The sequence below is a fragment of the Lactobacillus sp. PV012 genome (assembly GCF_014522325.1).
GTDB lineage: Bacteria > Bacillota > Bacilli > Lactobacillales > Lactobacillaceae > Lactobacillus.
Map to the genome: position 1 here is coordinate 516,157 of NZ_CP041983.1, position 14,931 is coordinate 531,087.

Sequence of the window (14,931 nt, forward strand, 5' to 3'; positions counted from 1 at the left end):
AAGCGATAACTATATGAAAAGCACTCAATTAAATAAGAGTTAAGTACACAGAGAAGCAAGATGAAAAGTATTAATAACAGCAGAAATTAGCTAACTATAATAATTATACAAAAAGCAAAAATAACATTATTCATGGAAATAGTGTTATTTTTTTATTTAAGAAAAAATAACATTTAAGGCGTTTGACTTGACAATTTATTTTCGATAATCTTAGAAAAGTTAAGTTAAAAAGTAAATTGCATAGGTATAAGCTGACATAGATTGGAAGAAGTGAAAATGAAGATTAGTTTAGAAGAATTAAATGAATTACTTAAGCAACTAAAAATTAGTCAAAGAGATTTTTCTGCTTCAGTAGAATCTGCTCAAGACAAAGCCCAAGCAATCAGTGATTCACATGCAATGCGAGGATTGACTAAAGGTGCAATTAATGCAGAGATTGAAAATTATAAAATACCCCTTCTTCTCCAATATAACGATATTGATGATGCGCTGATTGCAGATTTTGAAAAAGTAATTAATGATTTTAAAAGTACGACTTCAGAAACATCAACTAGTGCAGTTATCTATGAGAGTAGTTTAACAACATTAGAACAGAAGATAGCCCCAATAAAATCAGAATATGATCAATTGGTGGCAAAAATAAATCAGACTCAAAGTACAGTTAGTGATTTAGTAAGCTTGACTCCGTTAAGAAGCAGCGGAGTAAGTGAAGGGTTAGATGCTAGTAAACGTATTCTTTCTAAGTTAAAGCAAGATATGAGAAGTTTTAACTCAAAGAAAGAATATAGCACAACTAAGAGTTTACTTTCAGAGCAAAAGTCAGCGTTAAAGACAGTAGGTAAAGCCTTAAGTGGTGGATTTGATGATAATAGTTCAATCAAAACTTTCAATGATACAAAGTATCTATATAAGGTATTAGATAAAAGCAAAACGTTTAAAAAAGAAGTAAAGGAAAAATATAAATATAACCCAATTTTTCAAGCAATTTTGCAATTTTCAAATGTTAAATATACTAATCGAATAGCATATGGACTCATGCAGGGACAAAAGGTAGCGGAAAATTTAAAAGAGGGGATAGCTCCATTTAAAACTACACTTGAAAAGTATGAAGACATGATGAGTTATATGGAAAATTTCTATCATAACCCATTTAAACGTCGGCGAGATCATTTAGCTTTTAGTAAATTTGAAAAGTTATGGCCAACATTGTTAAAGAATGAGAAATTTGCTGCATTGTATAAATACGGTTTTGTTGGTAAATCATTACGTAGAACGGTTGAGAATTGGGGAAGTTTCCCTAAACAATTAAAGCAATCATTAAATAATTATTTTTCAATGACTCCTAATAAATATGTAAGGAAGTTTCTTGATAAAGTAGGCAAGATAAAGGACACAAAAGTGGGAGGAGGTATTCAGAAGGTATTAACTGTTGCCAAGAAAAATAAAACCTTACAAAAATTATTTGAAATCAGTGAAAAAAATATTGCAGATCCAAGAAAGCTGAATGAAGTTATGGATAAAGCAATTGATTTAATGGATGTGATTGTAGATCCAGTATCGGTAGCCGGTAGACATGGTGCAGATTGGATTAAGAAGTTCAGTGATCCGGGGAAAGCTGACAAAGAAGCACTAGAAATAATAGAAAAATATGCTGGTAAAAAAGGAATTGTAAGTTCCATTAAGCGCGTGAAAGCAAATTTTGATAGAAAAGTTTTTGGAAAGGCGGAAAAGATAGCCTTAAAGAAAATGTCAAAAGAAGCAGGCTATAAGGCGTTTAGTAAAGGAATAACAGGAAAAGCTTTAAAGAAAGGGTTAAGCCATGTAGGTGGAGCAGTAGATGCGGTACTTGCGGCAGGAGATATTTTTGAAAACTATAATAATACACAAGACAAAGATACATATCACAATGTGGGTAAGTCTACTATTCATGCTGCATTTGATAGTGTAAGAAATTTAAATGGAGTAAGTGGGGCGCTCTTAGTAACAGGTGCTGTAGCAGGTCTTTCTGTTGAGTTACCTGTAATAGGAGTTCTTGGGCTAGCTTTATTTGGAGGAGCAATTACCGAAGGCATTGGTAAAGTAGTAACATCTGGAAAAGGAAAAAAGCAGTGGGATAACCTTGAACAAGGTAGTTATAAAAGAATGGATATTGGAGAAAAATTTTTAAAAAGATTGAGAAATTAAGAGCTATATGGAATGGATAATATGAATTTTAAACAAATATTTAATCTTTCTTTTGAGGATTCCAAGAAAGTAATTTATAAGTTGAAGTCAATGGTAACGTCAAATCCTACAATTGCTAAAACCTTTCAACAAAATATAATGGTTTATAATCTTCCAACATTTATTTTAATATTGATAGGCTTTGAATTTTATATATACGAAACATACTCTACAGAATCTATAAAAAAAATAATAATGATTATAGTAGGTATCCTATGGTTAAATGGAATATTTTTTTTATGTATTTATCCCTTATTTAAACATAGAAATTTTGCGGCAATGCATAAAAATAAAACCTTGGGAGGAGCTTTTTTATTGTTAGGAGCAGGAATAGGTACAGGATTTAATTTACTTAAGAATAGTTTCGAGAATGCAGGTGTGGTTAGTTTTTTATTACAAATAATAATTTTAATTATAGCATTTAGCTTGCTTGTTAATCTCACTGTAACTCCTTCTATTAATAAAATTGAGGATAAGAAGGAACAACAAAAAAAGAAAAGAATAATTTCAAATGTAGTTAAAATAGAATTTATAATTTTGTGTATGTCTCTACTATCTGCATTGAGTTATCAGCATTTTAAGGTGGAGTTAGAAGATATAATTATAAAACTTATAAGCTTAGCAATATTTGGAACGGCCTATTTAATAGGAATACAGGCGATTTTTAAAATATATTTAACATATTATTATCTCGAAAAATACTCCCGCCAATATCGACTTTATTATCGCATACCAGATAGCGTTTGGTACTTTAGCAAAGAAGAAGCAGAAAAGCGCAATGATCCAGTATACCCACCAAGAAGAAAAAAGATAAATGAAGATTAGCCTAGAAGAATTAAATGAATTACTAAAGCAACTAAAAATTAGTCAAAGAGATTTTTCTGCTTCAGTAGAATCTGCTCAAGACAAAGCCCAAGCAATCAGTGATTCAACTGCAATGCAAGGACAAACCAAGGGTGGAATTAATGCAGAGATTGAAAATTATAAAATACCCCTTCTTCTCCAATATAACGATATTGATGATGCACTAATTGCAGATTTTGAAAAAACAATTAATGACTTTAAAAGTATGACCTCCGAATCATCAGCTAGTGCGGTGATTTATGAAAGCAGTCTAACAACATTAGAACAGAAGATAGCCCCAATAAAATCAGAATATGATCAATTAGTGACAAAAATTAATAGTACACAAAGTACAGTTAGTGATTTAGTAAGCTTGACTCCATTAAGAAGTAGCGGAGTAAGTGAAGGGTTAGATGCTAGTAAACATATTCTTATTAAGTTAAAACAGGATATGAGAAGTTTTAACTCAAAGAAAGAATATAGCACAACTAAGAGTTTACTTTCAGAGCAAAAGTGTTAAAGACAGTAGGTAAAGCCTTAAGTGGTGGATTTGATGATAATAGTTCAATCAAAACTTTCAATGATACAAAGTATTTATACAAGGTATTAGATAAAAGCAAAACGTTTAAAAAAGAAGTAAAGGAAAAATATAAATATAACCCAATTTTTCAAGCAACTTTACAATTTTCAAATGTTAAATATACTAATCGAATAGCATATGGACTCATGCAGGGACAAAAGGTAGCGGAAAATTTAAAAGAGGGGATAGCTCCATTTAAAACTACACTTGAAAAGTATGAAGACATGATGAGTTATATGGAAAATTTCTATCATAACCCATTTAAACGTCGGCGAGATCATTTAGCTTTTAGTAAATTTGAAAAGTTATGGCCAACATTGTTAAAGAATGAGAAATTTGCTGCATTGTATAAATACGGTTTTGTTGGTAAATCATTACGTAGAACGGTTGAGAATTGGGGAAGTTTCCCTAAACAATTAAAGCAATCATTAAATAATTATTTTTCAATGACTCCTAATAAATATGTAAGGAAATTCCTTGATAAAGTAGGCAAGATAAAGGACACGAAAGTGGGAGGAGGTATTCAGAAGGTATTAACTGTTGCCAAGAAAAATAAAACCTTACAAAAATTATTTGAAATCAGTGAAAAGAATATTGCAGATCCAAGAAAGCTGAATGAAGTTATGGATAAAGCAATTGATTTAATAGATGTGATTGTAGATCCAGTATCGGTAGCCGGTAGACATGGTGCAGATTGGATTAAGAAGTTCAGTGATCCGGGGAAAGCTGACAAAGAAGCACTAGAAATAATAGAAAAATATGCTGGTAAAAAAGGAATTGTAAGTTCCATTAAGCGCGTGAAAGCAAATTTTGATAGAAAAGTTTTTGGAAAGGCGGAAAAGATAGCCTTAAAGAAAATGTCAAAAGAAGCAGGCTATAAGGCGTTTAGTAAAGGAATAACAGGAAAAGCTTTAAAGAAAGGGTTAAGCCATGTAGGTGGAGCAGTAGATGCGGTACTTGCGGCAGGAGATATTTTTGAAAACTATAATAATACACAAGACAAAGATACATATCACAATGTGGGTAAGTCTACCATTCATGCAGGCGTAGATTATGTAAGAAATTTTGATGGGATAAATGGTGCTTTATTAGGAGTAAGTGTCGCAGCTGCTGTGTCACCAGTAGGAATTTCTGTTGAGATGCTTGTTGGAAGCGCAATAATTGGAGGAATGATTATTGGTGCATTTCACCATGAAATAAATTCAGGAAGTGGGAAAAAGGGACTGGATAAGATAGAAAAAGGGAGTTACGAAATAGTAGATAATGGAGAAAAAATAATAGGTGATTACATAGGAAAGAAAATTAGGAGATAAAAATGAAAACAATCTTTAATCTCTCGTTTGAAGAATCAAAAAATGTAATTTATAAATTAAAATCAATTACAACTTCAAATCCGGAACTGGCTAAATTGTTACGAAAAAATGTACTGATGTATATTACACCATCTTTATTTACTGTTTTTATTTTATTAGAAATAGGTGTTTATATAACTCATCCCAAAAATAGTATAGGGAAATGGGTAATGATATTAACAGGAGGGCTCTGGTTAACAGGAATATTTTTTATGACGATTTTCCCTTTATTTAAACATAAAAATTTTGCCAGTATGTATAAAAATGTAATATTGGGTACCTCTGGTTTATTGTGGGCTGGTGGTTTATCAATGGCCTATCCTCTTACAACTACTACCTTAAAAAATGCCGGTGTAATAAGCTTTGGATTACAGGTGGCAAGCTTGATTATATTAATATGTTTCTTTTTTTACTTAGGTGTAACCTCAAAAACCAAAAATATAAAGAATAGAAAAGAAAAAGAGAAAAATAAAGGAGCTATATTAAAAATTAGTGTGCTTGAAGGAATTGTTTTGATTGGAGCTTTAATTGCTGCGGAGTTCCATAACAATTTTATTTTTAATTTTGAATATATATTTGAAAAACTAATAGTATTTGCAGTTTTTGGATAGCTTATTTAGTTGTGGTACGAGGATTTTTTAAAATGTACTTAACTTTTTACTACCTCGAAAAATACTCCCGTCAATATCGACTTTATTATCGCATCCCAGATAGTGTTTGGTATTTTAGCAAAGAAGAAGCAGAAAAGCGCAATGATCCCGTGTATCCACCAAGGAGAAAAAAGTTAAGTGAGGAAGGATAGTGATAAAGAAATTAGTTGTAATTTTTGTAGTCACTTTTAGCTGCTTAATACTTGATACAACGAGTGTACGTGCAGATAATAAATCTACTAACTATATTCAGATTACTGGAAAACAAAATATAGGTACATATACGAAGATAAAAATAGGTAAAAGTAAGTTACTAGAAATATATTCAGATCACAAAGTGACACTAATATTATCTAATAAAGCATTTAATTTAAAGAATTATATCACTCATACAAAGTTGTATAAGAAAATAAGTACTATTAATTATATAGAAATTTTAATGATTATTTTAATGCTTATAGCTGCAATGATTACAGTTTTAAAAGCATTAGTTTCATTGATTTGGTATTTTAAGTATATTGAAATTATTCTCTTAATTATAGGAATAATTATCCTAGCTTCTTTAGATTCATGGGAGAAGAAAAAAATTCGACAAGTAATTACAGAATATGGGATAACCGCGAAAAAAGAAAGAAATGAAATTTTTAAAATGGCATGTAAGAATCGACTTTCTCATGAAAATGTTCCTCTTATCATAAAAGTTAAAAATTATAATAAAAAGATTTCTGGTAAAAAGATTCCACTTTCTGAGGAATTGCTACTTGAAATTGACGAAATGGGGTTTGAAAAATATCAAACTTTAGTAAAGCATTACAATGATGCACTTGAAGTAGCTGCTAATGCTAAGCGTCCTAAAAATTTTCCTCGAAATTGCTATCGTCGTTTTGTTACTTCAAAGATTATTGAAGATGAATTAATAGATTTACTTTCTGATGATTTTGATGCAAAAGCAGTAGGAGAAGAATGGAGAGAACGGGCAAAGGAAGATTTTTACGAAAAACAAAAGAAAAGAAGGATTAAGTAAATAGAAAATGCAATTATACATATATGTTTAAAGAGATTAAACGACGGGAAGTGAAATAGTGCTAAAGAAATTATTAGGAATATTTGTAGTAGGAATAAGTTTCCTTACCCTTTCTACAACAACTGTTTATGCAGATAATAAGGATGTGCAAGATAATGCTCATGTTCTATCTGCTAAAACGCAAGATTACATCAAAAAGATTAATGATAATGATTTAAGTAAAATCAAGGGCCATCCCCAAATTGCAGTCGTTACTCAAAAAAGTTTAAATGGAAAAGACTTAGATGAGTTAGGACAACAGATTTTTGATAAATATAAATTTGGTAATCGAGATTATGATAATGGGGTCTTACTTTTACTGATTACTAAAGATCATCGTTTCCGGATGCAAACTGGTTATGGGGTAGAACCAGTCTTACCTGATAGTTATGTAAATGAACTAGTGGCTGGAAAGATAAAGTCAGATTTAAAAAAAGAAGACTACAATTCGGCGGTTTCAGCAATGGTTAATAAAACTGCCCAGCACATAGCTGAAAATGAAGATGAGTTACCTGATAAGGATGAAATTGCTAATCATACAAATGAAAGTTCTAAGGAAAGTAATGAAAGCTCCAGTATTATTGATAAAATTGCTGGAGTGATGATAGGAATTTTAAAAATTATCAACTTCATTTTCAAGTATGGTGTATTTATCATAATTGGTGTAGGGATTGTGGGAATAGCCCTCTTTTTCTTTATTAGTGCAAGAATGGATAAGAAACTCCACCAAGCAATTAAGGCTGCCGGGATTACTTCACCTAAAGAAGAAAAGGCAATCTATAAATTTGCAAGTAATCATCTCATTTCAGCTCGAAACATTCCTGCGTTGCTCAAAATTCAAGAATATAATAGAAAAATACCAGGCAAAAAAATTCCACTTTCTAATAATTTTTTAGAAAAAGTAGAAAAAATGTCCCTGACTGAATATCAGACCTTGATAACACACTATAATGAAGCAATTGAAGTTGCAGAAAAAACAGAGCGTCCCAAAAACTTCCCCCGAAATTATTATCGTCGTTTTGTAAAAGATGGAGTCATTATTGCTGCATTAACGCAACTACTTTCGGATGATTTTGATCCAGAAGCATTAGGGCAAAAGTGGAGCAAACAGGCAAAGGATAAATTTCATGAGGAACAAGAAGAGCGTAAAAGAGCTAGAGAAGAAAGGCAAAGAAGAGAACGTGAACGTAGATATGAGTCTGGGAGTAGTTCATTAAGCCACTGGTATAGTTCAGATAGCAGCTCTTATGATAGTAGTTCATCTAATGATGACTTTGGTGGTGACGGCGGTTCATCAGGTGGCGGTGGTGGCGACAGCTCATGGTAAGCTGTCGTTTTGAAATTAGAGTAGAAGGAAAAACAATATAAATGAAGAAAAGTAAAAAGCCGTTAATTGCTGGGTTAATTTTTGTAGTGGTGATTTTAGGAATAATTATTACTTTTTCAATTCAATACATTAATATGAGTAATAATCTAAATAATACTAAAATTGCAGTTGATACTCAGTGGGCACAAGTTGAAAATGTCATGCAGCGAAGAGCAGATTTAACCCCAAATTTAACTAGAACTGTTAAGGGTTCAATGAAGCATGAAGAAAAAGTTTTTGGTGATATTGCCAATGCGCGAAAAATGTTTAATAATGCTAAAACGCCAAATGGTAAGTTAAAAGCAAACGAAGAATTAAACAATAAGACTAATGTGTTGATAAACGCAATCCATGAGAATTATCCTACTTTGGCATCTAATCAAAATGTAAAAAATTTGATGACAGAACTTTCAGGTAGTGAAAATAGAATCGCAGTAGAACGTAAACGTTACATCGAAGATGTGAGTTACTACAATCAGAAAGTGGCTAATTTTCCAACTAGTATGGTTGCGTCGATGAAAGGGATGCATCCAATCACTAATTTTAAAGCAAGTAGTGAAGGAGAAAAGACTCCAGTTGTAGATTTAGAGGATTAATTAAAATGAAATTTAGATATATTATTTACATTATAATTGGACTAATTACTTTAAAGATCTATCTTGATGATTTGAAGAAGAAAAAAGAATTAAAAGTATTTAATTTTTCAAGTCCAATCTATGAATTAGTTAATATTTTAGAAGATAAACTCAAAGACTTAAAAAATTCTGAGTTAAAAAGCAAAGTAGATCAAGAAATTGTTACGCTAAAAAAGTCAGTAACGCAACTTCAAAGTCAAATAGATGACGGAATCTTAGATAATTTAGAAGAAGTACCAGTAGAATCATGGTTTGGAGAAAAATATCAGTTGCCAATTAAGCCCAAGGCGGGGTTAAGTCCTGAGCAGCAAGAACGTACTGAGAAATTCGTTCAAAAATATAAAACAGTATGGGAGAAAATTAATGATTGTTCAACTGTAGTGGATGAAGAAATTAGTAAAGAAGAAAAACAACAAGTAAGTGAATAATTTGAACTGAGGAATTTCCTCAGTTTTTTTGTGGGAAAATATTTCTATGAGATAATTAGTTATTAAATTAGAAAAAGGAGGGCTTAAATGCCTTATACATTCTCAGAATTAGTAGCCTTATTTTTTACTTATTCAGTAATTGGTTGGCTATGGGAAACTATTTATTGTTCTATTAAAGACCACCAATATGAATATCGTGGCTTTTTGTTTGGCCCATATTGTCCAGTATACGGATTTGCGGTAACAACAATTTTAGTGGCAACTCATCCCTTTCAAAATAATATCTTCCTATTATTTATTGTCGGAGCTGTAGTAGCTACATTATTTGAATTAATCGCCAGCATCTTTCTACAAAAATTTTTCCACTTAAAGTTATGGGATTATTCCAATTTAAAGTGGAATTTTCAAGGACGTATTGCCCCAGAGATATCACTTTTCTGGGGAATTGGTGTAGTAGCTTTAGTAAAATTTGTGCAACCTTTTGTTCAAAAAATTATTGATTGGGAAGAAAGTTATACTCATGGTTATGAAGCAATTATTATTTTGACAGTAATGGGGGTTGACTTTATTGCGACAATTATCAGTGTCAAAAAATTCCATACCAGTACACAACTATGGAATACAAAGATTAATGACTTTCTTGATAAACATAAGGCTGAACTTGACCATAGTAAATTACATGCCGAGTTGAAAAAGCATCTTCCAAGCTTGCATCCCCATACTCAACTAAGTTGGAATGCAAGACGTTTAATTCGAAATTTCCCTAAGTTAAAAGTTATTGATGCTAATAAATTTAATGAAATGAAGGGCGACATTTTAGCTTATTTAAAAAATATGATGTAAGAGAGATTAAAATAGTTTATAGTCAATTCTATATAAAGATATAATATTTTGACTAATATTAGATAATAAATTATAATTATATTTTAATGACTTATAAAGTCATTGCTCATGAAAGGAGATATGATTTTTAATCTATGAATAAGAAAAATATGGATACGGCCTTCTTTGGACAACCACGTGGTCTATCCACCTTATTCTTCACAGAAATGTGGGAACGATTTAGTTACTACGGGATGAGGGCAATCCTTATCTTTTATATGTATTATGCAGTAACTAAAGGTGGATTGGGGATGTCTCAAACCACAGCAGCCTCAGTAATGTCCATTTATGGATCATTAGTTTACTTGGCTAGTGTAGTTGGTGGGTGGCTTTCTGACCGTGTCTGGGGTCCTAGAAAGACAGTCTTGTTCGGTGGTATTTTAATCATGATCGGACATATTGTACTTTCTGTCCCAGGTAAAGTGGCAGCTCTTTATTGCTCAATTGCATTTATTGTAGCTGGTACTGGTTTATTGAAACCAAATGTTTCTGACATGGTAGGGGGATTATATTCTGAAAATGATCGCCGCCGTGATGCAGGATTCAGTATTTACGTTTTTGGTATTAACTTAGGATCCGCAATTGCGCCTTGGGCTGTTCCATGGGCATCAGAAGGTTTTGGTTTCCATTTATTTGGTAACCATACAAACTTCCATGCTGGTTTTGCACTAGCAGCAATCGGAATGTTTTTTGGATTACTTCAATATTACTTCGGTGGTAAAAAGTATCTTTCAGATGATGGTTTAAGACCAAATGATCCAATTGATAAAGATAGTTTAAATAAAGTTATTCGTTGGATTATTATCGGAGTAATCATTGTTGCTGCAATTTTTGGTATTTTAGCTTTCTTTAAGCAACTAAATATTGAAAATGTAATCACTTTATTAACTATTGTAGCAATTGGCTTACCAATTTATTACTTTATCTTAATGCTTAATAGTTCAAAGGTAACTAAAGTTGAACGTTCTCGTGTTAAAGCTTATATTCCACTATTTATTGCAGCTGCAATTTTCTGGGGAATTGAAGAATCTGGTTCAACAGTGTTAGCACTTTTTGCACAAGATAGAACAGTATTACATATTGGAGCTTGGCACTTTGAAGCTGCCAACTTCCAAACTTTAAATCCATTATTTATTATGATTTTGACGCCATTCTTTGTATGGCTTTGGGATAACTGGAAAAACCAACCAAGTGCACCAAATAAGTTTGCGGCTGGGTTGATTTTTGCCGGACTTTCTTACGCATTTATGGCACTTCCTGGTATTTTATTTGGTACTAGCGGACGTGTAAGCCCATTTTGGTTAGTTGGTTCATGGTTTATTGTTGAAATTGCTGAAATGCTTATTTCACCAATTGGACTTTCAGTAACTACCCAACTTGCACCAAAGGCTTTCCAATCTCAAATGATGAGTATGTGGTTTTTAGCAGATGCGGCTGGACAAGCAGTTAACGCTCAAATCGTTAAATACTACTCAACTAAGACAGAGGTTCCATATTTCTTAGCAGTTGGAATTGTAAGTATCATTTTCGGATTTATTTTATTTGCAATTTCTAAGAAAATTTTCAAATTAATGGATGGTGTAAAATAATCCTTAAACTTCGCCCACAAGGCGGAGTTTTTTTGTTAAAATTTTTAATGTTTAACAAAATCTGATAAAATATATATGAAAAAAACGGAGAATTAATTTAATGTTATTTAGACCCCAATACACGATTAATACAATATATAACTTAGATCCAAAGCAGCTGAAAGAAATAGGAATTAAGGCAGTTTTTTCAGATTTAGATAACACCTTAATTGCTTGGAATAATCCTAATTCAGCCAAGGAAATGGATGACTTAAATCAAAAGCTAAAAGCTAACGGCATTAAATTAGTAGTTATTTCTAATAATAATGCTGAGCGAATTAGTAAAGTTTTAAACCCATATGGGATAGAATTTATAGCGAAGGCCCGTAAGCCACTGCCAACTGGAATCAATGAAGAACTTAAGAAGTTAAATTTAAATAAAGATGAAGTGATGATGGTTGGAGATCAATTAATGACGGATATTCCTGCAGCTAATCGAGCAGGAGTGAAAAGTGTGTTAGTTGAGCCTTTAGTAAAAACTGATAAATGGAATACACGGATTAATCGCTTTTTTGAAAAGTTTATTTTTGCCTTTTTAAAGATGCGTAAACCCGTAACTTTTAAGGAGACCTTACAAAATGGATGAAGAAATTAAATGTATTGGATGTGGTAGCACACTTCAAAGTGAAGATCCAGAAAAGTCAGGTTACTTACCTGCTAGTGCTTTAAAAAAGGCACGTGAAAATGAAGATAGTGAGGTTTATTGCCAACGTTGTTTCCGTTTACGCCACTACAATGAAATTATGCCTGTTAAAGAAAATAATGATGATTTTTTAGCTTTGCTTAATTCCATTGGTGAAAAAGATAACGCCTTGGTGGTTAATGTCGTTGATTTATTCGACTTTAGCAATTCCTTAATTCCTTCATTAAAGAGATTTATTGGAAAAAATGAATTTGTAATTGTTGGGAACAAGATTGATCTTTTTCCTAAAAATACTAAGGAAAGTAAAGTTAAGGATTGGATGCGTCAAGAAGCTAATCGAAATGGTCTTGATCCCAAGAAGATCTTCTTAGTAAGTGCTGCTAAAAAACGCAATTTAGATAGTTTGATTGATTTTTTGGCAAAAGAAGGAAAGAATAAAGATATTTACTTTGTCGGCACAACTAATGTTGGAAAATCAACCTTAATTAATGCGATTTTAAGTGCTCGCAGTGATTTAAAGGATTTAATTACAACATCGAAATTCCCAGGAACAACTTTAGATGCCATTAAGATTCCACTTTCTGATGGTCACTACTTAATTGATACTCCCGGAATTTTAAGTAAAAATCAATTAGCAAGTCATTTAAGTGGTAAAGAGTTAGAAATGGTAGAACCTAAAAAGCCATTAAAACCTGCTACTTATCAATTAAAACCAGGGCAAACCTTATTTTTAGCTGGTCTTGGACGTTTTGACTTTTTGGAAGGTGAACCAGCAGGATTTACTGTTTATGCAGCCCGAGACTTGTACATTCACCGGACAAAATTGAGCAATGCGGATGAATTTTATCAAAAGCATAAAGATGATTTGTTACTACCACCAAGTCCAGAAGATGATCTTGGTGAAATGAAAGGGCAAATGTTTTCACCCAAAGAAAAAAGTGATATTTTATTTGGCGGTGTTGGCTTTATCACTGTACCAAAAGATGTAGTAGTGAAGGCTTATACTCCAGATGGAATTGGATTAGGAATTAGAAGAGCGTTGATTTAAAATGAAATCTATTCTTGAGCCCCAAACTCATGTTGAATTTCAACCTGTTTCTGCTTCAAAAATGCGAATTGGAATTATGGGGGGAACTTTTAATCCAATTCACTTGGGACATTTAAATATGGCAGAACAAGTTAGGAAAAAGCTAGATCTTGACGAAATTTGGTTTATTCCTAATAATATTCCTCCTCACAAGAAGATGAATAGTCAAGTAACAACAAAAGATCGATTGGCAATGCTTAGTCTGGCAACTCGATCAAACCCACATTTTCGCATTATGCTGTTAGAAATTTTACGTGGCGGTGTTTCCTATACAGTTGATACACTACGCTATTTAAAAAAGCGTGCTCCGCGAAATCAGTACTATTTAATTATGGGTAGTGATGAAGTGGAATCTTTTCCAACATGGAAAGATCCAGAGATCATTGCGCGTCTAGCAACGTTAGTGGGAGTTAAAAGACCAAATTTTCAAGTTGAAAGTAAATATCCAATGATTTGGGTTGATGCCCCAAGTTTAGAAATTAGTTCAAGTTACATTCGTCAAAATGTAGCCATGGGGCAATCAATTCGTTACCTAGTGCCAGAAAAAGTATGGCAGTATATTCAAGAAAGAGGCCTTTATCTTGGAGAAGATTTCTTTTAAAAAGACATATTCACCCTTAAATTCAGAAGAAATTATTGCAAAGCAAAAGGCAATAATGGATCAAAAGCGCTTTGAACATTGCATTGGGGTTAGTGAAACTAGTAAAAAATTAGCTCGTTTAAATAATTATGATGAAGATAAGGCAGCCTTAGCAGGATTTATTCATGATTATGCCAAGCAAATTCCTAATGAAGAATTTATCAAAGTAATCAAGGAAGAGAATTTTGATCCAGATTTATTGAATTATAATCGTGCAATTTGGCATGGAATTGTAGGAACTTACTTTATTAAAAGAGATCTAAAAATTGAAGACGAGGAAATTTTAACAGCAATCTATCGTCATACAACTGCGGATAGTGAAATGACAACTTTAGATAAGATTGTTTTTGTAGCAGATTTTATAGAGCCTCAGCGCTCATTTCCTGGTGTAGAAGAAGCAAGAAAAGTTGCTTTTAATAATTTAGATGAGGGTGTAGGCTTTGAATTAGCTCATACCTTAGATTTTTTAGTAAAAAATAGACAAAAAATATATCCAAAAACTTTGAAAGCTTACAATAAGTGGGCTATCAAAAATAATTAAAGAAGGGAAGATTAATTTGGAAAGTAAAGAATTATTAGACTTAACTGTTGAAGCAATTGATGAACGTCATGGTGAAGATACAGAAGCTTATAATATGGAAGGTGTAAGCATCTTGTCAGATTACTATGTAGTAACTACTGCAGGTTCAAATCGTCAATTGCATGCGATTGTAAATAGCATCATTGATAAAATCCATGAACATGGTAAATCAGATTACCGTATTGAAGGTGGACGTGACTCTAACTGGCTCTTAGTTGATATGGGGGATGTTGTAGTTAACGTCTTTACGCAAGAAGCACGTGAATTTTATGGCTTAGAGAAACTCTGGAGCAATGGTAAAAAAGTAGAATTGAATTTAGATGAAGATTAG

At 32.2% G+C, this 14,931-nt stretch carries 17 protein-coding genes; all 17 read left to right on the plus strand.

Translation table 11 applies throughout. The annotated features are described in order from the left end of the window. The first annotated feature begins 276 nt into the window (after positions 1-276). On the plus strand, positions 277-2,184 hold the full coding sequence (locus FP433_RS02605) for a T7SS effector LXG polymorphic toxin (protein WP_265487016.1): 1,908 nt from the start codon (positions 277-279) through the stop codon (positions 2,182-2,184). 12 nt (positions 2,185-2,196) lie between these two features. Further along, the gene (locus tag FP433_RS02610) at positions 2,197-3,048 is read left to right on the plus strand and encodes a hypothetical protein (RefSeq protein ID WP_265487018.1); all 852 of its coding nucleotides are present in this window, start codon (positions 2,197-2,199) and stop codon (positions 3,046-3,048) included. After that, positions 3,038-3,586 carry a T7SS effector LXG polymorphic toxin gene (locus FP433_RS02615; RefSeq protein ID WP_265487020.1) on the plus strand — a complete coding sequence of 183 codons (549 nt, stop codon included), beginning with the start codon at positions 3,038-3,040 and terminating at the stop codon, positions 3,584-3,586. Before FP433_RS02610 ends, FP433_RS02615 begins: the two co-directional genes overlap by 11 nt. Further along, positions 3,580-4,959 (plus strand): hypothetical protein, encoded by a 1,380-nt coding sequence (locus FP433_RS02620; RefSeq protein ID WP_265487023.1) that lies wholly within the window; start codon positions 3,580-3,582, stop codon positions 4,957-4,959. Before FP433_RS02615 ends, FP433_RS02620 begins: the two co-directional genes overlap by 7 nt. Before the next feature lie 2 nt (positions 4,960-4,961). Then, positions 4,962-5,609 (plus strand): hypothetical protein, encoded by a 648-nt coding sequence (locus tag FP433_RS02625; RefSeq protein ID WP_265487024.1) that lies wholly within the window; start codon positions 4,962-4,964, stop codon positions 5,607-5,609. Positions 5,610-5,641: 32 nt separating this feature from the next. Beyond that, positions 5,642-5,800, plus strand: coding sequence for a hypothetical protein (locus FP433_RS02630; RefSeq protein ID WP_265487025.1), 159 nt, complete (start codon positions 5,642-5,644; stop codon positions 5,798-5,800). Next, positions 5,800-6,672: a hypothetical protein gene (locus FP433_RS02635; protein WP_265483238.1), complete on the plus strand. Its 873-nt coding sequence runs from the start codon at positions 5,800-5,802 to the stop codon at positions 6,670-6,672. Before FP433_RS02630 ends, FP433_RS02635 begins: the two co-directional genes overlap by 1 nt. Before the next feature lie 58 nt (positions 6,673-6,730). Continuing rightward, entirely contained in the window at positions 6,731-8,038 is a 1,308-nt protein-coding gene (locus FP433_RS02640) for a TPM domain-containing protein (RefSeq protein WP_265483237.1), read from the plus strand. A gap of 41 nt (positions 8,039-8,079) precedes the next feature. After that, positions 8,080-8,673 carry a LemA family protein gene (locus tag FP433_RS02645; RefSeq protein ID WP_265487027.1) on the plus strand — a complete coding sequence of 198 codons (594 nt, stop codon included), beginning with the start codon at positions 8,080-8,082 and terminating at the stop codon, positions 8,671-8,673. Between the two features lie 5 nt (positions 8,674-8,678). Then, entirely contained in the window at positions 8,679-9,140 is a 462-nt protein-coding gene (locus FP433_RS02650) for a hypothetical protein (RefSeq protein ID WP_265487028.1), read from the plus strand. A gap of 87 nt (positions 9,141-9,227) precedes the next feature. Continuing rightward, positions 9,228-9,983, plus strand: coding sequence for a putative ABC transporter permease (locus tag FP433_RS02655; RefSeq protein ID WP_265487029.1), 756 nt, complete (start codon positions 9,228-9,230; stop codon positions 9,981-9,983). A gap of 134 nt (positions 9,984-10,117) precedes the next feature. Further along, positions 10,118-11,611 (plus strand): peptide MFS transporter, encoded by a 1,494-nt coding sequence (locus tag FP433_RS02660; RefSeq protein ID WP_265487031.1) that lies wholly within the window; start codon positions 10,118-10,120, stop codon positions 11,609-11,611. 100 nt (positions 11,612-11,711) lie between these two features. Beyond that, positions 11,712-12,236, plus strand: a complete 525-nt coding sequence (locus FP433_RS02665) for a YqeG family HAD IIIA-type phosphatase (protein WP_265487033.1) — start codon at positions 11,712-11,714, stop codon at positions 12,234-12,236. After that, complete coding sequence (gene yqeH, locus FP433_RS02670) at positions 12,229-13,341, plus strand: ribosome biogenesis GTPase YqeH (RefSeq protein ID WP_265487035.1); 1,113 nt, start codon at positions 12,229-12,231, stop codon at positions 13,339-13,341. Before FP433_RS02665 ends, yqeH begins: the two co-directional genes overlap by 8 nt. Before the next feature lies 1 nt (position 13,342). Continuing rightward, positions 13,343-13,981 (plus strand): nicotinate-nucleotide adenylyltransferase, encoded by a 639-nt coding sequence (locus FP433_RS02675; protein WP_265487036.1) that lies wholly within the window; start codon positions 13,343-13,345, stop codon positions 13,979-13,981. Then, positions 13,962-14,561 carry a bis(5'-nucleosyl)-tetraphosphatase (symmetrical) YqeK gene (gene yqeK, locus FP433_RS02680; protein WP_265487038.1) on the plus strand — a complete coding sequence of 200 codons (600 nt, stop codon included), beginning with the start codon at positions 13,962-13,964 and terminating at the stop codon, positions 14,559-14,561. Before FP433_RS02675 ends, yqeK begins: the two co-directional genes overlap by 20 nt. 16 nt (positions 14,562-14,577) lie before the next feature. Then, a complete protein-coding gene (gene rsfS / locus FP433_RS02685; RefSeq protein ID WP_265487040.1) occupies positions 14,578-14,931 on the plus strand; it encodes a ribosome silencing factor in 354 nt (117 codons plus the stop codon).

Coding starts and splice junctions, on each gene's coding strand:
- FP433_RS02605 (WP_265487016.1), top strand. CDS start 277: ATGAAGATTAGTTTAGAAGAATTAAATGAATTACTTAAGCAACTAAAA.
- FP433_RS02610 (WP_265487018.1), top strand. CDS start 2,197: ATGGATAATATGAATTTTAAACAAATATTTAATCTTTCTTTTGAGGAT.
- FP433_RS02615 (WP_265487020.1), top strand. CDS start 3,038: ATGAAGATTAGCCTAGAAGAATTAAATGAATTACTAAAGCAACTAAAA.
- FP433_RS02625 (WP_265487024.1), top strand. CDS start 4,962: ATGAAAACAATCTTTAATCTCTCGTTTGAAGAATCAAAAAATGTAATT.
- FP433_RS02630 (WP_265487025.1), top strand. CDS start 5,642: ATGTACTTAACTTTTTACTACCTCGAAAAATACTCCCGTCAATATCGA.
- FP433_RS02645 (WP_265487027.1), top strand. CDS start 8,080: ATGAAGAAAAGTAAAAAGCCGTTAATTGCTGGGTTAATTTTTGTAGTG.
- FP433_RS02650 (WP_265487028.1), top strand. CDS start 8,679: ATGAAATTTAGATATATTATTTACATTATAATTGGACTAATTACTTTA.
- FP433_RS02655 (WP_265487029.1), top strand. CDS start 9,228: ATGCCTTATACATTCTCAGAATTAGTAGCCTTATTTTTTACTTATTCA.
- FP433_RS02660 (WP_265487031.1), top strand. CDS start 10,118: ATGAATAAGAAAAATATGGATACGGCCTTCTTTGGACAACCACGTGGT.
- FP433_RS02665 (WP_265487033.1), top strand. CDS start 11,712: ATGTTATTTAGACCCCAATACACGATTAATACAATATATAACTTAGAT.
- yqeH (WP_265487035.1), top strand. CDS start 12,229: ATGGATGAAGAAATTAAATGTATTGGATGTGGTAGCACACTTCAAAGT.
- FP433_RS02675 (WP_265487036.1), top strand. CDS start 13,343: ATGAAATCTATTCTTGAGCCCCAAACTCATGTTGAATTTCAACCTGTT.